This is a genomic window from Pseudomonas sp. PsB (assembly GCF_043658375.1).
In the GTDB taxonomy this organism is placed as follows: Bacteria; Pseudomonadota; Gammaproteobacteria; order Pseudomonadales; family Pseudomonadaceae; genus Aquipseudomonas; species Aquipseudomonas putida_Z.
Genome location: NZ_JBIGLU010000020.1, coordinates 58,399 through 80,003 on the forward strand (window position 1 = coordinate 58,399; position 21,605 = coordinate 80,003).

At 63.7% G+C, this 21,605-nt stretch carries 21 protein-coding genes; 15 read left to right on the forward strand and 6 right to left on the reverse strand.

Annotated elements, in window-relative coordinates; genetic code table 11:
- Nucleotides 1–80 precede the first annotated feature (80 nt).
- A complete protein-coding gene (locus ACGLHT_RS21360; protein WP_274120820.1) occupies nucleotides 81–1,265 on the forward strand; it encodes a PLP-dependent aspartate aminotransferase family protein in 1,185 nt (394 codons plus the stop codon).
- Between the two features lie 148 nt (nucleotides 1,266–1,413).
- On the opposite strand, the gene ACGLHT_RS21365 is transcribed toward ACGLHT_RS21360, so the two are convergent.
- Nucleotides 1,414–1,650: a YdcH family protein gene (locus ACGLHT_RS21365; RefSeq protein ID WP_003259536.1), complete on the reverse strand. Its 237-nt coding sequence runs from the start codon at nucleotides 1,648–1,650 to the stop codon at nucleotides 1,414–1,416.
- A 117-nt stretch (nucleotides 1,651–1,767) separates the two neighbouring features.
- Here ACGLHT_RS21365 and ACGLHT_RS21370 point away from each other — a divergent pair, with 117 nt between their 5' ends.
- The 5 genes from ACGLHT_RS21370 to ACGLHT_RS21390 all read left to right on the forward strand — a co-directional run bounded on the left by ACGLHT_RS21370 (nucleotide 1,768) and on the right by ACGLHT_RS21390 (nucleotide 6,520).
- On the forward strand, nucleotides 1,768–2,133 hold the full coding sequence (locus ACGLHT_RS21370) for a 5-carboxymethyl-2-hydroxymuconate Delta-isomerase (protein ID WP_024087577.1): 366 nt from the start codon (nucleotides 1,768–1,770) through the stop codon (nucleotides 2,131–2,133).
- Between the two features lie 165 nt (nucleotides 2,134–2,298).
- On the forward strand, nucleotides 2,299–3,936 hold the full coding sequence (locus ACGLHT_RS21375; protein ID WP_013973769.1) for a phosphoethanolamine transferase: 1,638 nt from the start codon (nucleotides 2,299–2,301) through the stop codon (nucleotides 3,934–3,936).
- A 225-nt stretch (nucleotides 3,937–4,161) separates the two neighbouring features.
- Entirely contained in the window at nucleotides 4,162–5,295 is a 1,134-nt protein-coding gene (rnd, locus tag ACGLHT_RS21380) for a ribonuclease D (RefSeq protein ID WP_013973768.1), read from the forward strand.
- Nucleotides 5,292–5,585: a YcgL domain-containing protein gene (locus ACGLHT_RS21385; RefSeq protein ID WP_015271354.1), complete on the forward strand. Its 294-nt coding sequence runs from the start codon at nucleotides 5,292–5,294 to the stop codon at nucleotides 5,583–5,585. The genes rnd and ACGLHT_RS21385 overlap by 4 nt, the downstream gene beginning before the upstream one ends.
- Nucleotides 5,586–5,587: 2 nt before the next feature.
- Nucleotides 5,588–6,520, forward strand: a complete 933-nt coding sequence (locus ACGLHT_RS21390; protein WP_274120819.1) for a D-2-hydroxyacid dehydrogenase — start codon at nucleotides 5,588–5,590, stop codon at nucleotides 6,518–6,520.
- A gap of 114 nt (nucleotides 6,521–6,634) precedes the next feature.
- On the opposite strand, the gene ACGLHT_RS21395 is transcribed toward ACGLHT_RS21390, so the two are convergent.
- The gene (locus tag ACGLHT_RS21395; protein WP_085618059.1) at nucleotides 6,635–7,228 is read right to left on the reverse strand and encodes a nitroreductase family protein; all 594 of its coding nucleotides are present in this window, start codon (nucleotides 7,226–7,228) and stop codon (nucleotides 6,635–6,637) included.
- Nucleotides 7,229–7,372: 144 nt separating this feature from the next.
- Between ACGLHT_RS21395 and ACGLHT_RS21400 the strand changes: the two genes are divergently transcribed.
- Together ACGLHT_RS21400 and ACGLHT_RS21405 are read left to right on the forward strand one after the other, a co-directional pair.
- Nucleotides 7,373–7,822, forward strand: a complete 450-nt coding sequence (locus tag ACGLHT_RS21400) for a YcgN family cysteine cluster protein (protein ID WP_025340222.1) — start codon at nucleotides 7,373–7,375, stop codon at nucleotides 7,820–7,822.
- 41 nt (nucleotides 7,823–7,863) lie between these two features.
- Entirely contained in the window at nucleotides 7,864–9,072 is a 1,209-nt protein-coding gene (locus tag ACGLHT_RS21405; RefSeq protein WP_274120818.1) for a hypothetical protein, read from the forward strand.
- A gap of 240 nt (nucleotides 9,073–9,312) precedes the next feature.
- On the opposite strand, the gene ACGLHT_RS21410 is transcribed toward ACGLHT_RS21405, so the two are convergent.
- Nucleotides 9,313–9,654: a DUF2892 domain-containing protein gene (locus ACGLHT_RS21410; RefSeq protein ID WP_025340220.1), complete on the reverse strand. Its 342-nt coding sequence runs from the start codon at nucleotides 9,652–9,654 to the stop codon at nucleotides 9,313–9,315.
- 274 nt (nucleotides 9,655–9,928) lie between these two features.
- On the opposite strand from ACGLHT_RS21410, the gene gabP reads away from it, so the two are divergent.
- The 6 genes from gabP (at nucleotide 9,929) to ACGLHT_RS21440 (ending at nucleotide 17,784) form a co-directional block, all read left to right on the forward strand.
- Entirely contained in the window at nucleotides 9,929–11,326 is a 1,398-nt protein-coding gene (gabP, locus tag ACGLHT_RS21415; protein WP_274120817.1) for a GABA permease, read from the forward strand.
- Nucleotides 11,327–11,705: 379 nt separating this feature from the next.
- Nucleotides 11,706–12,422 (forward strand): GntR family transcriptional regulator, encoded by a 717-nt coding sequence (locus ACGLHT_RS21420; RefSeq protein ID WP_075046029.1) that lies wholly within the window; start codon nucleotides 11,706–11,708, stop codon nucleotides 12,420–12,422.
- Between the two features lie 61 nt (nucleotides 12,423–12,483).
- Nucleotides 12,484–13,803, forward strand: coding sequence for an FAD-binding oxidoreductase (locus tag ACGLHT_RS21425; RefSeq protein WP_274079730.1), 1,320 nt, complete (start codon nucleotides 12,484–12,486; stop codon nucleotides 13,801–13,803).
- Between the two features lie 182 nt (nucleotides 13,804–13,985).
- Complete coding sequence (locus tag ACGLHT_RS21430; RefSeq protein ID WP_025340216.1) at nucleotides 13,986–15,314, forward strand: MFS transporter; 1,329 nt, start codon at nucleotides 13,986–13,988, stop codon at nucleotides 15,312–15,314.
- A 74-nt stretch (nucleotides 15,315–15,388) separates the two neighbouring features.
- Nucleotides 15,389–16,291 (forward strand): dihydrodipicolinate synthase family protein, encoded by a 903-nt coding sequence (locus tag ACGLHT_RS21435; RefSeq protein WP_025340215.1) that lies wholly within the window; start codon nucleotides 15,389–15,391, stop codon nucleotides 16,289–16,291.
- A 2-nt stretch (nucleotides 16,292–16,293) separates the two neighbouring features.
- Nucleotides 16,294–17,784 carry an aldehyde dehydrogenase gene (locus tag ACGLHT_RS21440; protein WP_025340214.1) on the forward strand — a complete coding sequence of 497 codons (1,491 nt, stop codon included), beginning with the start codon at nucleotides 16,294–16,296 and terminating at the stop codon, nucleotides 17,782–17,784.
- A gap of 168 nt (nucleotides 17,785–17,952) precedes the next feature.
- On the opposite strand, the gene ACGLHT_RS21445 is transcribed toward ACGLHT_RS21440, so the two are convergent.
- On the reverse strand, nucleotides 17,953–18,423 hold the full coding sequence (locus ACGLHT_RS21445; protein ID WP_025340213.1) for an RNA methyltransferase: 471 nt from the start codon (nucleotides 18,421–18,423) through the stop codon (nucleotides 17,953–17,955).
- Nucleotides 18,424–18,495: 72 nt separating this feature from the next.
- Nucleotides 18,496–18,867, reverse strand: a complete 372-nt coding sequence (locus ACGLHT_RS21450) for a YajD family HNH nuclease (RefSeq protein ID WP_003259546.1) — start codon at nucleotides 18,865–18,867, stop codon at nucleotides 18,496–18,498.
- Between the two features lie 131 nt (nucleotides 18,868–18,998).
- Here ACGLHT_RS21450 and ACGLHT_RS21455 point away from each other — a divergent pair, with 131 nt between their 5' ends.
- Nucleotides 18,999–19,277 (forward strand): hypothetical protein, encoded by a 279-nt coding sequence (locus ACGLHT_RS21455; RefSeq protein ID WP_085618071.1) that lies wholly within the window; start codon nucleotides 18,999–19,001, stop codon nucleotides 19,275–19,277.
- Between the two features lie 158 nt (nucleotides 19,278–19,435).
- Here ACGLHT_RS21455 and ACGLHT_RS21460 read toward each other — a convergent pair whose 3' ends face one another.
- Nucleotides 19,436–21,484 carry a S9 family peptidase gene (locus ACGLHT_RS21460; protein ID WP_274121048.1) on the reverse strand — a complete coding sequence of 683 codons (2,049 nt, stop codon included), beginning with the start codon at nucleotides 21,482–21,484 and terminating at the stop codon, nucleotides 19,436–19,438.
- Between the last annotated feature and the right edge of the window lie 121 nt (nucleotides 21,485–21,605).

The window sequence follows — 21,605 nt, forward strand, 5'->3', positions numbered from 1 at the left end:
CCGTGGAGAAAAATATTTCACAGATTACCCCAAGGCTAGAAGATTTGGGTTGTGCGATAGTTGCAGCTTTCACTCTGCCAATGGGCCTGACCATGTCCGACAAGCCGCGCAATTTCGCCACCCGTACCATTCACGCCGGTGAGCAGTTCAGCGTCGCCGATAACGCTATTTTCCCGGCGATCGTCACCGCCAGCTCGTTCACCAAGCGCAGCCTGGACGACAAGCCGGAATACTCCTACAGCCGCGTCGGCAACCCCACCCGGCATGCCTATGAAACCTGTGTCGCCGCCCTGGAAGAGGGCGTTGGCGCGGTCGCCTGCGCCTCGGGTGTGAACGCCACCGCCACCGTGCTGGAGTTGCTGCCCAAGGATGCCCACGTGGTGGTGATGAACGGCGTGTACGGCGGTACCTTCCGCATCATGGAAGACTACCGCAGCCGCACCTCGGGCCTGACCACCACCTACGTCGACCTCAACGACCTCGAGGCGGTGGCCGCCGCCATCAAGCCGGAAACCCAGCTGATCTGGATCGAATCGCCGACCAACCCGTTGCTGCACCTGGTCGACATCAAGGCGGTGTGCGACCTGGCCAAGGCACGGGGCATCCTCACTTGCATCGACAACACCTTCTGCTCGCCGTGGAACCAGCGCCCGATCACCCTGGGCGTGGACCTGGTGATGCACTCGGCCAGCAAGTACATCGGCGGCCACTCCGACCTCACCGGTGGCGTGGTCGTAGCTGCCAATGATGCGCTGTTGGCGCGCCTGCGCCGCATCAGCATGGCGATTGGCGCGGTGCAGGGGCCGTTCGACTGCTACCTGGCCCTGCGCGGTCTGAAGACCCTGGATGTGCGCATGGAGCGCCAGTGTGCCAATGCCCTGCAGGTGGCACGCTTCCTCGAAAGCCACGCGCAGATCGAGCAGGTGTATTACCCGGGGCTGGAAAGCCACCCGCAACATGAGTTGTGCAAACGGCAGATGCGCAGTGGCGGGGCGGTAGTGGCGATGAAGGTCAAGGGCGACCGGGTCGCGCTAAACCGCCTGGTGGAGGCGCTGCAGATCTTCGTGCTGGCCGACTCGCTGGGCGGGGTGGAAAGCATGATCAACCACTCCTGGAGCATGTCGCACTGCTCGCTGAGCCCGGAGCAGAAGGGCGTGATGGGCATCAGCGAGAACCTGCTGCGGTTGTCGGTGGGGATCGAGGATTACCGTGACCTGGTCGAGGACCTGGATGGGGCGCTGAAGGCTGCGGCTGCTGGCTCGTGATGATGCGGTTGTAGGAGCGGCCTTGTGTCGCGATGGGCTGCGCAGCAGCCCCAAAATCTATGTCTATGTCGAGATTTTCGGGGCTGCTGCGCAGCCCATCGCGACACAAGGCCGCTCCTACAAGGGCCGTGCAGACCTGTGGTATCTATCAGGATTTGGGCGGATGAATGATCCGTTCGATCTTGTCCTTGATCAGCAAGCGCTCCTTGCGCAGGCGGTTGACGGTTTCGTCGTTGGTGCCGTTGCCTTCGGCAGCGACCACCTCTTTGTCTTTTGCGTTGTATTCCTTGTGCAGTGAGTGCAGCGTCTGGTCCTTGTCCATGAGCGCCTGGAATGCATCAGCGGTAACGTGCAGGTCAGCGAGCAGATCATGCGGAACTGGCATTTCTTCACCTCTGTCGGGGGTTGGCGGATGGTTCTGACCTTTGAGGATAGTCGTCTTTGCGCAGGTAGGGGACTGGGGTAGGCTGTCGCATCTCCCCCGTGACCCGGAACCTGCGCCATGCCTCACCTGAACCTCGAATACAGCGACAACCTGAGTGAGCTGAATGTCGACGTCCTGCTGCTGCGCCTGAACCATGCCCTGGTCGGCAGTGGCCAGTTCGCCGACGAGGCCGATATCAAAAGCCGCGCCGAAGCCTTCGAGCACTATCGAGTGGGCACTGCGCCCGGCGAGCGTGCCTTTGCCCATGTGCGCCTGGCCATCCTCAGCGGGCGCTCGCCCGAGGTGAAGAAGCAACTGTCCGGCAGCCTGCTGGATGTGCTGCGTGAGGCCATCCCCAAGCAACCTGGGCTGGACATCCAGCTGTGCGTGGAAGTGCTGGACATCGACCGCGAGCCGTATGCCAAGGCACGCCTGCCAGGCTGAACAAGCGCTGAATGAACTTCTTTTAATGTAGAAAAGGCGCCTGCTCACGAATTTGTTGGCGTCTTTTTCACAAAATATTGATGGCACGCTTTCTAGAGTTCAGCCAAGTTTCCCCGGTGCCGCGCAGGCCCTCGGGCTGATAATCACTCTTGATTGCGAACACTGATGCTCAACTTCAAATCCCTGCGGACTGAATGGGTCACGCTGCTGGCCAGCCTTTACCTGCTGATAGGCTTCAATGTCTTCCTCTGGCAGCATCTCGAACAGGTCGTGCCGCCCGGTTTGCCGGGGCTTTGGCTGAGCCTGGCGTTTGCCGTGCTGATGCTGTTCGCGTTCAACCTGATCCTTACGTTGTTCGCCTTCCGTTATGTATTGAAGCCAATACTTATCGTGTTGTTCATGAGTGGCGCGGGTGTGGCTTACTTCATGAACCAGTACGGCGTACTCATTGACGCGGGCATGTTCCGCAATATTGCGGAAACCAACGTGGCGGAAGTGCGTGACCTGCTTTCGTTGAAGTTTGCCTTGTATATCCTGGGCCTCGGTGTAGTGCCTTCGCTGCTGTTGTGGAAGGCGCCGATCGCCTATCGCGCCTGGCACCGTGAACTGCTCGGCAAGCTGGTGGTTGGCGGTGCCTGCGTGGTGGCCCTGGGCTCGGTGGCACTGGTCAACTACCAGGGCCTTTCGTCGCTGTTTCGCAACCACCACGAACTGCGCCTGATGCTCACCCCCAGCAATATCGTGGGTGCCTCCATCGGTTATGTCAGCGAGCGCGTCGGTACCGCATCACGGCCCTTCCAGCATTACGGCGAAGATGCCAAGCGTGACGCTGCCTGGCAAAAGCATGAACGCAAGTCGCTGACTGTGCTGGTGGTGGGTGAAAGTGCGCGGGCAGATCACTTCGGCGTGCTCGGCTACAACCGCGATACCACACCGAACCTTGCCAGGGAGCAGGGCCTGCTGGCGTTCTCCGATGTTCACTCCTGCGGCACGGAAACCGCCGTTTCGGTGCCGTGCATGTTCTCTGGCATGAAGCGCAAGGACTACGATGCCCGCGTGGCGAAGAACCGCGAAGGGTTGCTGGACATCCTCCAGCGGACCGGCCTGGCGGTGCAGTGGCGTGACAATCAATCGGGCTGCAAGGGTACCTGCGACCGCGTGCAGTTCATCGATGTCAGCAAACTCCAGGACCCGCAGTTGTGCGCTGATGGTGAATGCCATGACCAGATCCTGCTGCAGGGCCTGGGTGAGCTGATCGACAACCTCGACAAGGACACCGTGCTGGTGCTGCACCAGATGGGCAGCCACGGGCCTGAATACTTCAAGCGCTACCCCGGCGCCGACCAGCGCTTTGCCCCGGTGTGCCAGAGCAACGCGCTGGACCAGTGCAGCGAACAGGAAATCGTCAACGGCTACGACAACACCCTGGCCTATACCGACAAGGTGCTGGCCTCGCTGATCGATACCCTGCGCAGCAAGCAGGACAAGGTCGACACGGCGATGATCTACCTGTCCGACCATGGCGAGTCGCTGGGTGAGTACAACCTGTTCCTGCACGGCACGCCTTACGCCATCGCCCCCGAGCAGCAGAAGCATGTGCCGTTGCTGACCTGGTTCTCCGACAGCTACAAGGAGGACTTCGGCGTCGACACCGATTGCCTGGCCAAGCTCAGCGATGCGCCGCTGTCGCAGGACAACCTGTTCCACTCGATGCTCGGCCTGTTGCAGGTGCGTACCGAGGTCTACCAGCAATCGCTGGACATGTTCGCCAGCTGCCGGCCGTGGCTGGCGGCCAAGCGCTGAGTCTGACTGCACGCGGGCACTGTAGGAGCAGCCTTGTGCTGCGAAGGGGCCGGTACAGCCAATACAGCACCATGATCAGTGCTCCGGCCCTTTCGCAGCACAAGGCTGCTCCTACAAAAAAAACGCGCCGGTGCAGCACCGTTTATCTATTCCAGGGATGGCGCAGGTTTCACCAGCAGTGCCCGCGCCGTATATACTGCGCGCCAATGTTAGTGGGAGAGCCTCGTGGCCATCGAAATACACTGGATCCGTGACGACCAGAGCCTGGCCGAACACTGCCGCGACTGGCATCAGCTGCCCTTTGTCGCCGTCGACACCGAATTCATGCGGGTCGACACCTTCTACCCGAAAGCCGGGCTTATCCAGATCGGCGATGGCCAGCGTGCCTTCCTGATCGATCCGTTGCTGATCGGCAACTGGCAACCCCTGGCCGAACTGCTGGATGACAGCGGTGTGGTCAAGGTGCTGCACGCCTGCAGCGAAGACCTCGAAGTGCTGCTGCGCCTGACCGGCAAGCTGCCACAGCCGCTGTTCGACACCCAACTGGCGGCCGGTTATCTGAACCTGGGGTTCTCCATGGGTTATTCGCGCCTGGTGCAGGATGTGCTGGGTATCGACCTGCCCAAGGGCGAAACCCGCTCCGACTGGCTGCAGCGCCCGCTCTCGGAAACCCAGGTCAGCTATGCCGCCGAGGATGCCGTGCACTTGGCCGAGCTGTTCACCGTGTTGCGCCCGCGCCTGAGTGACGACAAGTACGCCTGGGTGCTGGAGGACGGCGCCGAGCTGGTGGCTGCATTGCGCCGCGAAGTCGAGCCCGAAAGCCTGTACCGCGACGTCAAGCTGGCCTGGAAGCTGGCCCCCCAGCAACTGGCAGTGCTGCGTGAGCTGTGTGCCTGGCGCGAGCGTGAAGCGCGCAACCGCGACGTACCGCGCAATCGCATCCTCAAGGAGCACTCGCTGTGGCCGATGGCCAAGAGCCAGCCGAGCAACCTGTCGGCGCTGGCCAAGATCGACGAGATGCATCCGCGCACCATTCGTCAGGACGGTGAGTTCCTCATCCAGCTGATCAAGCGTGCCGCCAGCCTGCCAGCCGAGCAATGGCCACAGGCCTTGCCCGAGCCTTTGCCGATCGAGGCCGCAGGTATCCTCAAGCAGCTGCGTGCCATCGGCCAGGCCGAAGGTGAGCGCCTGGGCATTGCCCCCGAGCTGATGCTGCGCAAAAAAGCCCTGGAAGCGCTGCTCAAGAGCGGCTACCCCAATGGCCCCTATCAATTGCCCGATTCGCTGCGCGGCTGGCGCCGTGAGCGCATGGGCCAGGCCCTGCTGGACAGCCTGGCAGGCGCCGGAGAGACCCGATGAAACGCATTTGCTCTATCTACAAGAGCCCCCGCAAGAACGAAATGTACCTGTACGTGCTCAAGGCCGACGGCCTGGAGCGCGTGCCCGAAGGCCTGCTGCCGTTCTTCGGCACCCCCGTGCACGCCTTCGACCTGGTGCTTACCCCCGAGCGCAAGCTGGCCCGCGAGGATATCGCCAAGGTGCTGGAAAACCTCGACAACCAGGGTTACCACCTGCAGATGCCGCCGCCGGAAGACGACTACATCGAGCACCTGCCCGAAGAGTTGCTGCGCCGTAACGACCCTGCCTGATCATGCGAGTACTGATTGCTGAGCATGATCATGCTCGATACGCCGAGATCTTGCGCGCAGCCGCGCCTGAGCTGGAAGTCCTGACCAGCGGCGACTCCGCCGAACTGGCACGCCAGGCGCCACAGTGCCCGGTGTGGCTGGGCCAGCCGGACCTGCTGGCAAGCCTGTTGCGCCAGGGCCACAAGCCGGGCTGGATGCAGTCCACCTGGGCCGGTATCACCCCGCTGCTGGCCGAGGGCCTGCCGCGCGACTATCGCCTGACCCGCGCCGTGGGCATCTTTGGCCAGGTGATGGCCGAGTACATGCTCACCTACATGCTCGGCCATGAGCGCGAGGTGCTGTCGCGGCTGGTCAGCCAGGTCGAGCGTCGTTGGGACGACCGCCCGGGGCGGACCCTGGAAGGGCGCAAGGTGCTGATCGTCGGCACTGGCGACATTGGCCAGCGGGTGGCCGAGTTCCTGCAGGCGTTTGGCGTGGTGCTGTATGGCGTTGCCAGCAGCGCCCGCGAGCAGGCGCCGTTCGTCGAGGTAGCGGCGCTGGCCGACCTGCCGCGCCTGGTGAGTCAGGTCGATTACGTACTCAACCTGCTGCCGGATACCCCGGCAACCCACGACCTGTATGACGCGGCACTGTTCAAGTGCTTCCAGCCCACGGCGCTGTTCATCAATGCCGGGCGTGGGGCGGCGGTGGTCGACGCTGACCTGGTCGAGGCGCTGAAGGAAGGGCACCTGGCGGGGGCGGTGATCGATGTCTGCCGGCAGGAGCCGTTGCCCAGGCAACACCCGTTCTGGACGGCGTGGGGCTTGCTGCTGACCGGGCACAGCTCGGCGCCCACCTCGCCGGCGGCGATGGTGCGGTTGTTTGTCGAGAATGTGCGGGCGTATGAGGCGGGGCAGGGGTTGCGAGGTGAAGTGGACTTCGCCCGGGGCTATTGATTTTATAGTGCCTGTACCGGCCTCTTCGCAGCACAAGGCTGCTCCTACAGGTTTTTCACTTTGCTGTAGGAGCAGCCTTGTGCTGCGAAGAGGCCGGTACAGCCAATGCAAGGCTTACAGGCTGAAATCACCCTCGGCAGCCAGCTCGCTCAGTGGCTTGCGCGGGCTCGGTACTTCACGCGCCTGCAGGGCTTCGTCCAGGCTGGCCTTGTCACCCAGCTTGCCAATCGCCACCATGGCATGCAGCACGTAGCCTTCCGGAACCTTCAACTCCTGACGCGCCAGTTCCTGGTCGAAGCCGGCCATGCCATGGGTGTGCCAGCCGCTGATGCTGGCTTGCAGGGCCAGGTGCCCCCAGGCGGAACCGGTGTCGAAGGTGTGCCACAGCGCCGGCTTTTCTTCAGTGGCGCCGGGTGCCGCGAAGGTGGTCTTGGAAATGACCAGCACCAGCGCCGAAGCCTGTTGCGCCCAGCTGCGGTTGAACGGCACCAGCAGGTTCAGGTAGCGCTCCCAGTTCGGCGTGTCGCGGCGGGCATACAGGAAGCGCCAAGGCTGCGAGTTGTACGCCGACGGTGCCCAGCGTGCGGCTTCGAGGAAGCTCAGCAGGGTTTCTTCGCTGATCGGCTCGGCGGTGAAGGCACGTGGCGACCAGCGGTTGATGAATTGCTCGTTGATGGCGTAATCGGCAATGCGGGGGTTGGCGCTCATGGCGGCTCCTGCAAAAGGACGGGAAACGCGCACGCTACTGCGTCGCGTCGCGACTGACAAGCGGTCTGGCTTTGCCGAAGGCCAGGCTCTAGACTGGCGCCGCCGCGCGCCGTGGCCCCAAGATGAATGCAGGAAACCCGTGTCATGATCGCTGAAAACGCACCGTTCTGGCGGCGCAAGACCCTCGAACAACTCAGCCCGCAAGAGTGGGAGTCGCTGTGCGACGGCTGCGGCCTGTGCTGCCTGCAAAAGCTCGAGGACGAGGACGACAACAGCGTCTATTACACGCGCATCGCCTGCAAACTGCTGGATCTGCACACCTGCCAGTGCAGCGATTACCCCAACCGCTTCGCCCAGGTACCTGACTGCATCCAGCTCACCCCGGGCAAGGCCGACCAGTTCAAGTGGCTGCCGAGCACCTGCGGCTACCGCCTGGTCAGTGAGGGCAAGGACCTGCCGGCCTGGCACCACCTGGTCTGCGGCGATCGCCAGCAGGTCCATGAACAGCGCATTTCCCAGTCGGGGCGCATGCTCAGTGAACACGATGTGCACGAAGACGACTGGGAAGACCACCTGATCTTCCGCGCCAGCTGACCGGCGCGGCCCGCTGCCACGGGGAAACAAGGAGTTTCTGTATGCGTTGCCAGCTGTTGTTGCTGTTTGGCCTGATGGCCAGTTCGCCGGCCTGGGCGAAAAAGGTCGACCTCGACTACCAGGTGCGCCTGTTGCCGGCCAGTGGCCAGGCGGAGGTCCGCCTCACCTTGGCCGAAGGCAGTGCCGTGCGCAGCCTGGACTTCGACCTGGGCAAGGCCGGCGCCTACAGCGGCTTCCAGGCTGATGGCCAATGGCAACTGCAGGGCCAGCGCGGCGTGTGGCAACCGGCGGCCGGCAAGACCAGCCTCAGCTACCGCGTGCAACTGGACCAGAAACGCGGCAGCGGCGCCTATTCGTCGCGCATCACCCCGCATTGGGCGCTGTTCCTCGGCGACCAGCTGGTACCGCCTGCGCGCCTCGACCAGCAGGATGGCACCGAGCTGGTGGCGCGGCTGGCGTTCGACCTGCCCGAAGGCTGGAAGAGCATCGAGACTTCCTGGCCGCGCATCGGCAAGGACAAGTTCCGCATCGACAACGTTTCGCGCCTGTTCGACCGCCCCACCGGCTGGATGCTCGCCGGCGACTTGGGTAGCCGCCGCGCCCGCCTGGGCGAAACCGACGTCACCGTGGCCGCACCGGTGGGGCAGGGTATGCGGCGCATGGACAACCTGACCTTGCTGACCTTTGTCTGGCCGCAATTGCAGGCGGTGTTCCCGCGCAACCCGCCGAAGCTGCTGTTGGTCGGTGCCCGCGACGGCATGTGGCGCGGGGCGATGGCCGCGCAGGGCTCGTTGTACCTGCACAGTGCCCGGCCTATGGTCAGCGAGAACGGCAGCAGCCCGTTGCTGCGCGAAGTGGTGCAACTGTTTGCGCAGATCCATGGGCGTGACGGCAGTGACTGGCTGGTGGAAAGCCTGACCGACTACTACGCCAGCGAGTTGCTGCGCCGCTCGGGCGGGGTGAGTGACGACCGTTACCAGGCCTGGCAGGCGCGCCTGAGCAAGCAGGGCGCCAAGGTCACCCGGCTCAAGGGCGAGCATGCCACCCCGGCGCAAGTGGCGCGGGGGGTGATGTTGCTGCAGGCGCTGGACAAGGAAATCCGCATCCACACCCAGGCCAAACGCTCGCTGGACGATGTGGCGCGCGGGCTGATGCGCCTGCCCAGCGTCAGCACCGAAGACTTCATACAGATCAGCGAGAACGTGCTGGGGCGGCGCTCCGAGGTGTTGCAGAGCAAGGCGTTGCGCTGAGCACCTCTTTCGCCCGTACCGGCCTCTTCGCGGGTGAACCCGCTCCCACAGGTTTCTCGTTGCCCTGCAGGAGGAGCCTTGTGCTGCGAAGAGGCAATTACAGCCGCAGACCCTCTTTGATCATACTGGCCCTTTCGCAGCACAAGGCTGCTCCTACAGGTAATGTACTGCCCTCAAGACGGCGCCGTCCCTGTGGGAGCGGGTTCACCCGCGAAGAGGCCGGCACAGGCAGTGCAAAACTCAACTGCCAGCCAACGGATCCTTCCCGGTCACCGTCACCCCCTGCGTCGCCGCGTCGGCACTGGCCCGCAACGCCTCCAGCTCCTCCGCACTGCGCTCGATGTCCGCACGCAGCCGCTGGTATTCCTGGCGATGCCGCTGCCACCAGGCCTTGGTCGAACAATGCCCGCTGACCCCGCGGGCCACCGCCAAACCTCCCACCACCATCTGCAGCAAGCCGACCAGGCCGCCATGGCGCATCCCCTTGCTGAACATCAGCGCCCCCCCGGCCAGCGAGCTGACCCGTTCCAGCCCATGAACATTGTGCTGCGACGATGCCGTCGCGGAATGGATATCGAGCATGGCAAGGCCTCCTCGTGAAGTGTAAGCAGCTGACCCGCTGGCCGCCGTCATCGTTCACTCGGTATGCCGAACGACATCCCCTGTCGCATAGAAGGCTCTGCCATGCACCTTTCAAAGGAGCCGATGTCACTTATGGTCAAGTCCGTGGCGGATCCAGGCAACTTGACCGCCCCCTCGCTGGCGTACCGTGACCGGGCGCGAAGCTCATCCACGCTGGGTTTCGATCCAGGAGCTTCACGTCCCCCCCACAAAGAAAACAAAAGCAGGGATCAGGATGACAACGACAAGCGCGAGTGGCGCCAGCAATCAGCTGGCGCAAGGCTTCAAGCAACGCCATGTGACCATGCTCTCCATCGCCGGGGTGATCGGTGCCGGGTTGTTCATCGGCTCCGGGCACGCCATTGCGGCGGCCGGCCCTTCAGCCATCGTCGCCTATGCACTGGCCGGCGCGCTGGTGGTGCTGGTGATGCGCATGCTCGGGGAAATGGCCGTCGCCAGCCCCGATACCGGCTCGTTCTCCACCTACGCAGACCGCGCCATCGGCCGCTGGGCCGGCTTTACCATCGGCTGGCTGTACTGGTGGTTCTGGGTGCTGGTGATTCCCATCGAAGCCATTGCCGCCGGCGTGGTGCTCAACAACTGGTTCCCGCACATCGATGCCTGGTTCTTCGCCCTGAGCATGACCGTGCTGCTGACCGCCACCAACCTGTTCAGCGTGGCCAAGTACGGCGAGTTCGAGTTCTGGTTCGCCATGCTCAAGGTCATCGCCATCGTCGCCTTCATCGCCCTCGGCGCCGCAGCCCTGGCCGGCGTATTGCCGGGGCGTGAAGTCAGTGGCCTGCCACTTCTGCTGGAGCAGCAGGGCGGCTTCATGCCCAATGGCTGGACCGCGATCATCGGCGCCTTGCTGACCACCATGTTCAGCTACCTGGGCACCGAAGCGGTCACCATCGCCGCCTCCGAATCGAAAGACCCGGCGCGCAACATCGCCAAGGCCACCCGTTCGGTGATCTGGCGCATCAGCGTGTTCTACCTGCTGTCGATCTTCGTGATCATCTCTGTGGTGGCGTGGAACGACCCGCTGCTGCCGGTACAAGGTTCGTACCAGCGAGCGCTGGAAGTCATGAACATTCCTTACGCCAAGCAGCTGGTGGACATCGTGGTACTGGTGGCGGTGGCCAGTTGCCTGAACTCGTCGATCTACATTTCGTCGCGGATGCTCTACTCGCTGAGCAAGCGCGGTGATGCGCCAGGCTTCATCCAGCGCACCTCGAAGGTGGGCGTACCACGTGCGGCGGTGATCGGCAGCACGCTGATCGGCATGCTGGCGACGATCGTCAACTACTTTGCCCCGGCCGAGGTGTTTGCCTTCCTGCTGGCCAGTTCCGGGTCGATCGCGTTGCTGGTGTACCTGGCGATTGCCTTCTCGCAACTGCGCATGCGCGCCATCCTGCAGCGGCAGAATGTCGAGATTGCCTTCCGCATGTGGCTGTACCCATGGCTGACCTATGCAGTGATCGGTTTCATCATCTTTGCCCTCGGCACCATGTTCGTCATGCCCAAGCACCGCATGGAGGTATCGCTGACCCTGGCGCTGGCCCTGGTGATCCTGGTGCTGGGGGTGATTACCAGCAAGCGGCATGCGCGGCGGGAGGCCTTGGCAACCGCGTGAAGGGATTTGTATGAATGGAAGAGAGCCACCTGCCTGCAGGTGGCTTTTTTGTTTGTGCCGGCCCTTTCGCGGGTAAACCCGCTCCCACAGGGGTACCACTGTGCTCAGGTCCTGTGGTGATCCTGTGGGAGCGGGTTTACCCGCGAAAGGGCCGGCAAATTTTGCCCATTTGTCTGATCTGGATAATTTTCTGCCCGGTTTGGCAATGCAGCCCCAAGGGGTGTTTAATCTCACCCCTGAACCCGCTGGACCCCCTGAAAACAAAGGCCCAGACAGATTTCACCGTTCATCGAAAATGCTGTAGACATATTGTCTAACAGTGCCCTATAGTCGTTATACAAATAGTAGACACAGCTCTATGACAACAAAGAAGGCCGCCATGAAAGCCACCGTCCAACCACTCAGTGCAGAAGTGCCGCAGGACCGCAAGGCCGTCCTTGCCGAAGCGCTGCGCCGCCGGATCCTCAGCATGGAACTGGCCCCGGGCGCGGTGGTGGATGAACTGGCCCTGTGCGACGAGTTCGGCCTGTCGCGCCCGCCAGTGCGTGAGCTGCTGCGCCAGATCGCCGCCGAAGGCTACATCGAACTGGAAGCCAACCGCGCGCCACGTGTCGCTGCCATGAACCACGAGTCGCTGCACAGCTTCTTCGTCGCCGCCCCGCTGATCTACATCGCCACCACCCAGCTGGCCGCCACCTATGCCAGCGCCGCCGAGATCGAAGTGCTCAAAGGTATCCAGGCCCTGTTCCGCCAGGCCATCGAAGAGCGCGACGTGGAAAACCGTGTGCTCTACAACGACGCCTTCCACCTGGAAATCGGCAAGATGGCGCACAACGACTACCTGCTGCCAAGCCTGCGTCGCCTGCTGATCGACCACACCCGGCTGGGCAAGATTTTCTACCGCCACCCGACCACCGATGACATGCAGCACGACCTCGAGATCGCCTGCGAGCAGCACGAGCAGATGATCCAGGCCATCGAGCGCCGCGACCCGCAAGCTGCCGGCCAGCTGGTGCGCGAGCACTTCGAGCTGTCGCGCCGGCGCATGGCCGAGTACGCCGCGCCGCAAGGGCTGGATGTACCGATTCAGATATGAGTTACCAAGGTCAGGCAACTGGCGCTGACCACCCGTCGACAACAAGAACCAGGTTAGTGACATGACAAGAATTAGTTCGTTACCTGCCGATGATGCCACCTGTGGCTGGTATCACCTGAGCAAGCCCCGCACGCCAAGGCCGGCCCACAGTGGCCACAGCCAGGCGCGCTGGGTGGTGGTCGGCGCCGGTTTCACCGGCCTGGCTGCCGCACGGCAGCTGGCAACGAACTTCCCGGACGACGAGATCGTGCTGATCGAGGCCCAGGAGGTCGGCTTTGGCACCTCCGGGCGCAACGCCGGCTTTGCCATCGACCTGCCGCACGACATCGGCGCCGAGGACTACATCGGCGACATCGACATCGCCAAGACCATCCTCAAGCTCAACCTGGGTGGCCAGTCCTACATCAAGGAGCTGATCGAGCGCTACGATATCGAGTGCCAGTTCCGCCACTGCGGCAAGTACCAGGCGGCCGTCGAAGACCGCGGCATCGCCGTGCTGGATGCCTACCGCCGCGGCCTGGACAAGCTCGGCCAGCCCTACGAAGTGATCGAAGGCCGCGACCTGCCCGAGCACATCGGCACGCATTTCTACCGCAAGGGCCTGTTCACCCCCGGCACCGCCCTGCTGCAGCCGTCGGCGCTGGTCAAAGGCCTGGCCGACAGCCTGCCGTCCAACGTTTCGCTGTATGAACGCACGCCCATCACCGAGGTCGACTACGGCGACAAGGTAGTGCTGCGTCATGCCAACGGTTCGATCACCGCCGACAAGCTGGTGCTCACCACCAACGCCTTCGGCATGAGCTTCGGCTTCCTCAAGGGCCGCATGCTGCCGGTGTTCACCTACGGCAGCATCACCCGCCCGCTGACCGAGGAAGAGCAGGCGCGCCTGGGCGGCAAACCCTACTGGGGCGTGATCCCGGCCGACCCGTTCGGCACCACCATGCGCCGCACCGTCGACAACCGCCTGCTGATCCGCAACAGCTTCAGCTACAACCCCGACGGGCGCAGCAACCGCAAATACCTGGACCGCTTCGTCCAGCGCCACCGCGAATCGTTCGCCCGGCGTTTCCCGATGCTGCCCGGGGTGAACTTCGAATATACCTGGGGCGGTGCACTGGCACTGTCGCGCAACCACATGGGGTTCTTTGGCAAGTTGGCGCCCAATGTTGTCGGCGCACTGTGCTGCAACGGCCTGGGTGTTACCCGTGGCACTGTCACCGGCAAGTTGCTGGCCGACTGGCTGGCCGGCGACAAGAACGAACTGATCGAGTTCTTGCTCAACGCTCCCGGGCCTTGTGCAAACCCGCCGCAGCCCTTGGTTTCCCTGGGCTTGAACGCCAACCTGATGTGGGGGCAGTTCCGCGCTGGCAAAGAAAGCTGACCGCTGACGGCGTTGCAACTTTGAACACTTGATGCCGGTGGCGATTTAGCCGGCACGGGCACCCTTTGCCCGAAATTGATGATCGGCCAACAGGCCGGTCACCCGGGGCTGAACGCTGTTTTCAGTTTCGCGGGCACGCTCGCCTTGAATATGTGCATGTAACAGAAGTGGCAGGAACAACAATGACAAGTCCAAATGTTTCGATTGAAGATGTACCGATCAACAACTTTCACCAGTTGCTGACCCTGCGTTCCGGTGGCGGCTCGTTCGTCGATGGCTATGTATTGAGCATCATCGGCGTTGCCATGGTGCAGATGTCGGCAGGCCTCAACCTGACCAGTTTCTGGCAGGGCATGATCGCCGCTTCGGCGCTGATCGGCATTTTCTTCGGTGGCTTCTTCGGCGGCTGGTTGACCGACCGCTTCGGCCGCAAGCGCGTGTTCTTCGTCGGCCCGACCCTGTTCATCCTGGCCTCGATCGCGCAGTTCTGGGTGGAATCGGCGATGGTCCTGTTCCTGCTGCGCTTCGCCATCGGCATCGCGGTGGGCATCGAATACCCGGTGGCCACCTCGCTGCTGGTGGAGTTCCTGCCCAAGAAGAACCGTGGCCCACGCCTGGCCACCCTGACCGTGCTGTGGTTCGCCGGTGCCGCCTGCGCCTACATGGTCGGTGAAGCGATCCTGCGCCACGGTGGCGACGATGCCTGGCGCCTGGTGCTGGCCAGTGCCTCGGTGATCGGCGCGCTGCTGTTCGCGATCCGTATAGGCACCCCCGAATCGCCGCGCTGGCTGATCAGCAAAGGCCGTTCGGCCGAAGCCGAGCAGGTGATCAAGCGCGTCTACGGCAGAGATTTCTCGCTGAAGAACCTGCCGGAAGAGCCCAAGACCCGCAAGCTGTCGTTCCTCAGCCTGCTGCACTCCGGCTACGGCAAGCGCATGCTGTTCGTCACCATGTTCTGGACCTGCTCGGTGATCCCGGTGTTCGCCGTCTACGCCTTCGCTCCGAAAGTGTTGGGTGCACTGAACCTGAAAGGGGACTGGGCCGCCATCGGCTCGGTCGCCATCACCTGCCTGTTCGTGGTCGGTTGCATCATCGGCACCCGCCTGCTGAACACCATCGGCCGCCGCACCACGCTGCTGCACAGCTTCTTCTGGTCGGGGCTGGCGTTGCTGGGCCTGGGCGCTTTCAGCAACGGCAACGAGATGCTGATCCTCGCCCTGTTCGGCGCCTACGCCTTGTTCATCGGTGGCGCCCAGGTGTTGCAGCTGGTGTACCCCAACGAACTGTTCCCTACCGAAATCCGTGCCGGTGCCGTTGGTGTGGGCACCTCGATGTCGCGGGTCGGTGCCGCGGTCGGCACCTGGCTGGTGCCCATCGCCCTCGATAGCTATGGCATCGGCGCCACCATGTATGCCGCCGCCGCGGTGACCTTCGTCGGCCTGGCCTTCTCCGTTGCCCTGGCCCCGGAAACCCGCTCGCTCAACCTGCAACAAGCGGCTTCGCTGAGCTGAATTCATGACGACCCGCCGCAGCGTCGATCCGCTGCGGCCTTTACAACACTGAGCAACGCACTGGAGAACCTACCGTGAAATTCGAAGGCATCTACACCCCGGCAATCACTCCGCTGGCTGCGGACGGCTCGATCGACAAGGCGGCGTTCGCCGAGGTCCTCGAATACCTGGTCGAGTCGAAAATCCACGGCGTCATCATTGGTGGCTCCACCGGCGAGTACTACGCCCACACCACCCAGGAGCGCATCGACCTGGCCGCCCAGGCCAAGGACGTGCTGGCCGGCCGCCTGCCACTGATCGTCGGCACCGGTGGCATCCGCACCGAAGACGCCGTGGCTTTCGCCCAGCACGCCAAGGAAATCAAGGCCGATGCACTGCTGGTGGGCACCCCGCCGTACGCACTGCCGACCCAGCAGGAAATCGCCCTGCACGTCAAAGCTGTCGACGCTGCCGCCGGCCTGCCGATCATGCTCTACAACTACCCGGGCCGCATGAGCGTGAGCATGGGCGAAGAGTTCTTCGACGCCGTGGCCGACGTGAAGAACATCGTCGCCATCAAGGAAAGCTCCGGTGACATGGGCCAGTTGCACCGCCTGGCTATCCAGCGCCCGAACATCCAGCTGTCGTGCGGCTGGGACGACCAGGCCCTGGAGTTCTTTGCCTGGGGTGCCAAGAGCTGGGTCTGCGCCGGCTCCAACTTCATCCCGCGCGAGCACGTGGCCCTGTACGAGGCCTGTGTGATCGAGAAGGACTTCGACAAAGGCCGCAAGATCATGGGCGCCATGATGCCGCTGATGGACTTCCTCGAAGGCGGCAAGTTCGTCCAGTCGATCAAGTACGGCTGCGCCCTCAATGGCCTGAGCACCGGTGGCGTACGCAAGCCGCTGTATGACCTGGATGCGGCCGAGAAGCAGGAACTGCAGCGCGTGGTCACTGAACTCAAGCGCAACATCGCACAGATCACCGGAGGTGCTTGAAAATGGCCGATTTGCTGAGCAAGGAACAATACGCGGCCCTCGCCGCCGAACTGCAACTGCGTACCCAGGCGTTCATCGACGGTGAGTTCCGCGATGCCATCTCGGGCAACACCTTCGTCACCACCAACCCGGCCACCGGCAAGCAGCTGGCCGAAGTCGCCGCCTGCGATGTCAACGACGTGAACGTGGCCGTGGCCGCCGCCAAGCGCGTGTTCGAACAGGGCACCTGGTCGAAGATGCAGCCGAACGACCGCAAGCACGTGCTGCTGAAGTTCGCCCAGCTGCTGGAAGACAACGCCCATGAACTGGCCGTGCTGGAAGCGCTGGACAGCGGCAAGCCGGTCAGCGAGTGCCAGAACGTCGACGTGCCGGAAACCATCCACACCATCCGCTGGCACGCCGAGCTGATCGACAAGATCTACGACGCCACGGCCCCGACCGGCAATGCCGCCGTGACCATGGTGGTGCGCGAGGCCATCGGCGTGGTCGGCCTGGTACTGCCGTGGAACTTCCCGCTGCTGATGCTGGCCTGGAAGATTGCCCCGTCGCTGGCCGCCGGTTGCTCGATCGTGGTCAAGCCAGCCAAGGAAACCACCCTCAGCGCCCTGCGCGTGGCCGAACTGGCCCATGAGGCGGGTATTCCTGCAGGCGTGTTCAATCTGGTACCTGGCGGTGGCCGTGAAGTGGGCGAGGCCATTGGCCGCCACATGGACATCCCGATGGTCAGCTTCACCGGCTCCACCGACACCGGCCGCCTGTTCCTGAAGTACGCCGCCGAGTCCAACCTCAAGCGCATCGTCCTGGAGCTGGGTGGCAAGAACCCGGCCGTGGTCATGAACGACTGCGAGGACCTGGACGAAGTGGCCCAGTTCGTCACCGCCGGTGCGTTCTGGAACATGGGCGAAAACTGCTCCGCTTCTTCGCGCCTGATCGTGCACAAGGACGTGAAGGACCAGCTGCTGGGCCTGATCGCCAAGCACCTGAAGGACTGGAAGCTGGGCGACCCGCTGGACCCGGACAACCGCCTGGGCGCCATGGTCAGCAAGTCGCACTTCGAGAAGGTCAAGTCGTACCTGGAATACGCCGCCGAGCACAAGCTCAGTATCGTCCAGGGTGGCGAGACCGAGGACGGCGTGTTCGTGCAGCCGACCATCGTCGACAACGTTGGCCGCGACAACAAGCTGTTCGTCGAGGAAATCTTCGGCCCGGTGCTGAGCGTGACCAGCTTCGAGACCATCGACGAGGCGATCGAGCTGGCCAACGACACCGTCTACGGCCTGGCGGCCTCGGCCTACACCGGCAGCCTGCGCAATGCGCTGCGCCTGTCGCGTGAAATCCGCGCGGGCGTGGTTACGGTCAACTGCTTCGGCGAAGGGGATGTCACCACGCCGTTCGGTGGCTACAAGGAGTCCGGCTTCGGTGGGCGCGACAAGTCCATCTGGGCCCATGACCAGTATACGGAGCTGAAGACCATCTGGATCAACGCTTCGTGACCTGAGCAAGACCGGTGCTGTTCTGACGGAGTTCGGCACCTGGCCGCCCTGTGTTGTCAGTGCCGGCCTCTTCGCGGGTAAACCCGCTCCCACAGCGAATGCACAGTCTGTGGGAGCGGGTTTACCCGCGAAAGGGCCGGTCCTGCTGCCGCAGTGGCGGCTTTTTTATTACTTGAACTTGGGCCCCGAACGGGTATTCAGCCCCTTGGCCATGCGGTCATACAGCACCACATTCACCGTCGCTGCCAGGTTCATGCAGCCCTCGGTCGGAATGTAGATGGTCTCTTCGCACCACGCCCGCACATCGGCACTGAGGCTGCCGTCTTCCGGCCCGAAGATGTAGATGGCCCGGTCCGGGTGGGTGTATTCCGGCAATGGCCGCGCGCCTTCCACCAATTCCACAGCCACCGGCGTGCAGCCCAGCGGGATGATGCGCTGCAGGTCGTCGATGCCGATCAGCGGGATGTCGTAGTGCACGCGCTTGGTGTCGGTGACGAAGTCACGGGCACGCTCGTAGCGTTTGCCGGTGTAGAACACCGAATTGACGCCGTAGCAACCCGCGGCGCGCATCACCGAGCCGACGTTTTCTGCCGACTTGGGGTTGAACAGGCCGATGCAGCTGTATCGTTTGTTTGCCACGTACCGGGGCCCTTCGCGAAAAAAAGCGCGATTATACGGGCTGCCCGGTAGCAGCGGGGGGCGAATCGATGGTCAGTCTTTCTTCAGCATGCCCGCCAGCCCGGCGAACGGGTTGTGGGTGGCCTTGGCGATGCTCGGGGTGCTGGTGGAGCCTTCGCTGAAGTACTGCTGGTCGGTGTAGCGCGAGTGCTCGTTGTCGTGGCAGTACAGGCACAGCAGCTCCCAGTTGGAGCCGTCCTGCGGGTTGTTGTCGTGGTTGTGGTCGCGGTGGTGCACGGTCAGCTCGCTCAGGCGCTTGCCGGAGAACTCGCGGGCGCAGCGGCCGCAGACGTGCGGGTACATTTTCAGGGCCTTGTCGCGGTAACCCATTTCCTTGTCGCGCTTGGCATCGGCCAGGATGCGGTCCAGGCGCGCGGTGGCGGCGGCGGAAGAGGTGGAGCTCATGGTGTTTCCTTTGTTCTGATCAGGCAAATGACGGTTATGCATTGAGTCTAGCGCGCTTGCGGGGCAGGCGGACAGGCGAAAGCCGTGATTTAGGCGTAGCCTGTAGGAAGGTTCCCGACAGGAGGTTGCTGATGTTTCGCGCGATCCTCGTTGTGCTGTTGTTCGCCGGCCTGCCCATGGCCGAAGCTGCCAGCACGCCACCCCGGTTGAGCACGCCGGTGCCCGGTGCACCGGGTACCCCTACGCCTACGCCATATCCGCAGATTACCCCGAGTACGCCGCCCAAGGCCTATGACAGCCAGCCGGGGGCGCCACTGTTGCCGCCGATGCCGGTGCCCGGGCCGCCGAAGGACCAGCCATTGCCGGGGTTGCGCCAGGACCCGCCGAAGCCGGCGGTGCAGGATGATTGACTTAGAGGGCCGTGTTGGCTTTGGGATTTTGGGGCTGCTTTGCAGCCCATCGCGACACAAGGCCGCTCCTACAGGGATCGCGCAGGATTCAGGACATGCGCTATCCCTGTAGGAGCGGCCTTGTGTCGCGAAAGGGGCGCAAAGCGCCCCCAGCTTTCTCAAACGATACCTAGCTCACCAAACACGAACGCATATTCCAAGGCCACATCCTTGAGCCCCTGATACCGCCCGCTCATCCCGCCATGCCCAGCCCCCATCTCGGTCTTGAGCAGCAGCAGGTTGTCGTCGGTCTTGTGCGTACGCAGCCGCGCCACCCACTTGGCCGCTTCCCAGTACTGCACGCGGCTGTCGTTGTAGCCCGCCACTACCAGCATCGCCGGGTAGGCCTGTGGCTTCACGTTCTCGTATGGTGCGTAGGCCTTGATCCGCTCATACACCTCCGGTTCCTCAGGGTTGCCCCATTCGTCGTACTCGGTCACGGTCAGCGGCAGCTCGGGGTCGAGCATGGTGTTGAGCACGTCGACGAACGGCACTTCGGCAATCGCACAGCGGAACAGCTCGGGGCGCAGGTTGAGCACCGCGCCCATCAGCAGGCCACCGGCGCTGCCGCCACTGATGGCCAGGCGGTCGGCAGCCGTGACACCCTCGGCGATCAGGTGCTCGGCACAGGCGATGAAGTCGCTGAAGGTGTTGTGCTTGTGCTCCTGCTTGCCGGCGCGGTACCAGGCTTCGCCCAGTTCGCCGCCGCCACGCACATGGGCGATGGCAAAGGCCACGCCGCGCTCCAGCAGGCTCAGGCGCGCGTGCGAGAACCACGGGTCGAGGCTTTCGCCATAGGCGCCGTAGCCATACAGGTACAGCGGCACGGTCTGGCCCAGGTCCTGGCGGCGGCGCACCAGGCTGATCGGCACCCGGGTGCCGTCCGCTGCGGTAGCCCACAGGCGCTCGCTGACATAGTCGTCGGCATCGAACGGCCCCAGCACCGGGGTTTGCTTGAGCACCGCCTGGGCACCGCTGGCCAGCTCCAGCTGGCGTACCTGGGCCGGGCGGTTGAGTGCTTCGTAGCGCAGGCGCAGGCGCAGGCGTGGGCTGGCGAACTCCAGGCTGTCCTGCACGTACAGGCTGTAGGCCGCGTCGGGCAGTTCGACGCGGTAGGCCGCCAGGCCCTGCGGGCGTACCTCGATGATCGGCAGGCCGCCTTCGCGCAGGCTCAGGGTCAGCGCGCCGGCATTCAGGCTGAGGCCTTCGAGCATGATCGCGTCGCGGTGCGCTACCAGCACCTGCCATTGCTCACGGCTGGGCACCGGTGCGACCGGGGCGTGGTACAAGGCGAAGTTGATGCCGTCCTGGTTGGTGCGGATGAACCAGCGCCACTGGCCGTCGAGCTGGCCGTGGTCGGGGAAGTACTCGTGGCCTTCGACCCGTGGCGCCAGGCAGGTGAACGGTGCCTGCGGGGTTTCCGCGTCCAGTACCCAGGCTTCGCTGGTGGTCTTGCTGTTGAGCAGCAGCACCAGCTGGCGTTCGGAGCTGGTGCGGTAGCAGTGCAGGAAGAAGCGCCCGTCGGGCTCCTCGAACACGGTCTGCGCGCCTTCGTTGCCCAGGGTGTGGCGACGCAGGCGCCACGGGCGGTGGGTGTCGTCCAGTTCGGCGAAGAACAGCGTCTGGCTGTCGTTGGCCCAGGTCAGGCTGCCGTCGCAGTCGTCGAAGGGCAGGGTAGTGACGCTGCCACTGGCCAGGTCCTTCACGTACAGGGTGAAGATTTCGTCGCCGCTGGTGTCCAGGCTGTAGGCCAGCAGGCGGTGGTCGGGGCTGACGTTGAACGCGCCGAGGGACAGGAAGCCGCCATTGGCCAGGGCGTTGGGGTCGAGCAGTAGTTGCTCCTGGCTTTCATCGACCGTGTTGGAGTCGTCGGCCGGACGCGGGCAGCGGTAGTGGCGCGGGTACTCGTCGCCCGCGGTGGTACGGGTGTAGTACAGGTAGGGGCCCCAGGGCGCCGGCAGCGACAGGTCGGTTTCCAGGATGCGGCCCTTGATCTCTTCGAACAGTTGTTCGCGCAGCGGCGCCTGGTCGGCCAGGCAGGCTTCCTGGTAGGCGTTCTCGGCCTGCAGGTAGGCAAGCACCTCGGGGGTGTCACGCTGTTGCAGCCAGGCGTACGGGTCGCTGGCCTGGGCCTGGTGGGCAATCGGGGGTTGGGGCTTGGTTGGCATTGAGGATCTCTTGATTGGGGTTGCCTGTGCCGGCCTCTTCGCGGGCTTGCCCGCTCCCACAGGGACCGCACAGCTTTCAAGAACTGTGGTGTTCCTGTGAGAGCCACAGGCACTGCACAGT

Excerpts from the sequence above, each read along its gene's own strand:
- ACGLHT_RS21360 (WP_274120820.1), top strand. The coding sequence starts at position 81 with ATGGGCCTGACCATGTCCGACAAGCCGCGCAATTTCGCCACCCGTACC.
- ACGLHT_RS21365 (WP_003259536.1), bottom strand. The coding sequence starts at position 1,650 with ATGCCAGTTCCGCATGATCTGCTCGCTGACCTGCACGTTACCGCTGAT.
- ACGLHT_RS21370 (WP_024087577.1), top strand. The coding sequence starts at position 1,768 with ATGCCTCACCTGAACCTCGAATACAGCGACAACCTGAGTGAGCTGAAT.
- ACGLHT_RS21375 (WP_013973769.1), top strand. The coding sequence starts at position 2,299 with ATGCTCAACTTCAAATCCCTGCGGACTGAATGGGTCACGCTGCTGGCC.
- ACGLHT_RS21385 (WP_015271354.1), top strand. The coding sequence starts at position 5,292 with ATGAAACGCATTTGCTCTATCTACAAGAGCCCCCGCAAGAACGAAATG.
- ACGLHT_RS21390 (WP_274120819.1), top strand. The coding sequence starts at position 5,588 with ATGCGAGTACTGATTGCTGAGCATGATCATGCTCGATACGCCGAGATC.
- ACGLHT_RS21395 (WP_085618059.1), bottom strand. The coding sequence starts at position 7,228 with ATGAGCGCCAACCCCCGCATTGCCGATTACGCCATCAACGAGCAATTC.
- ACGLHT_RS21400 (WP_025340222.1), top strand. The coding sequence starts at position 7,373 with ATGATCGCTGAAAACGCACCGTTCTGGCGGCGCAAGACCCTCGAACAA.
- ACGLHT_RS21405 (WP_274120818.1), top strand. The coding sequence starts at position 7,864 with ATGCGTTGCCAGCTGTTGTTGCTGTTTGGCCTGATGGCCAGTTCGCCG.
- ACGLHT_RS21410 (WP_025340220.1), bottom strand. The coding sequence starts at position 9,654 with ATGCTCGATATCCATTCCGCGACGGCATCGTCGCAGCACAATGTTCAT.
- gabP (WP_274120817.1), top strand. The coding sequence starts at position 9,929 with ATGACAACGACAAGCGCGAGTGGCGCCAGCAATCAGCTGGCGCAAGGC.
- ACGLHT_RS21420 (WP_075046029.1), top strand. The coding sequence starts at position 11,706 with ATGAAAGCCACCGTCCAACCACTCAGTGCAGAAGTGCCGCAGGACCGC.
- ACGLHT_RS21425 (WP_274079730.1), top strand. The coding sequence starts at position 12,484 with ATGACAAGAATTAGTTCGTTACCTGCCGATGATGCCACCTGTGGCTGG.
- ACGLHT_RS21430 (WP_025340216.1), top strand. The coding sequence starts at position 13,986 with ATGACAAGTCCAAATGTTTCGATTGAAGATGTACCGATCAACAACTTT.
- ACGLHT_RS21440 (WP_025340214.1), top strand. The coding sequence starts at position 16,294 with ATGGCCGATTTGCTGAGCAAGGAACAATACGCGGCCCTCGCCGCCGAA.
- ACGLHT_RS21450 (WP_003259546.1), bottom strand. The coding sequence starts at position 18,867 with ATGAGCTCCACCTCTTCCGCCGCCGCCACCGCGCGCCTGGACCGCATC.
- ACGLHT_RS21455 (WP_085618071.1), top strand. The coding sequence starts at position 18,999 with ATGTTTCGCGCGATCCTCGTTGTGCTGTTGTTCGCCGGCCTGCCCATG.
- ACGLHT_RS21460 (WP_274121048.1), bottom strand. The coding sequence starts at position 21,484 with ATGCCAACCAAGCCCCAACCCCCGATTGCCCACCAGGCCCAGGCCAGC.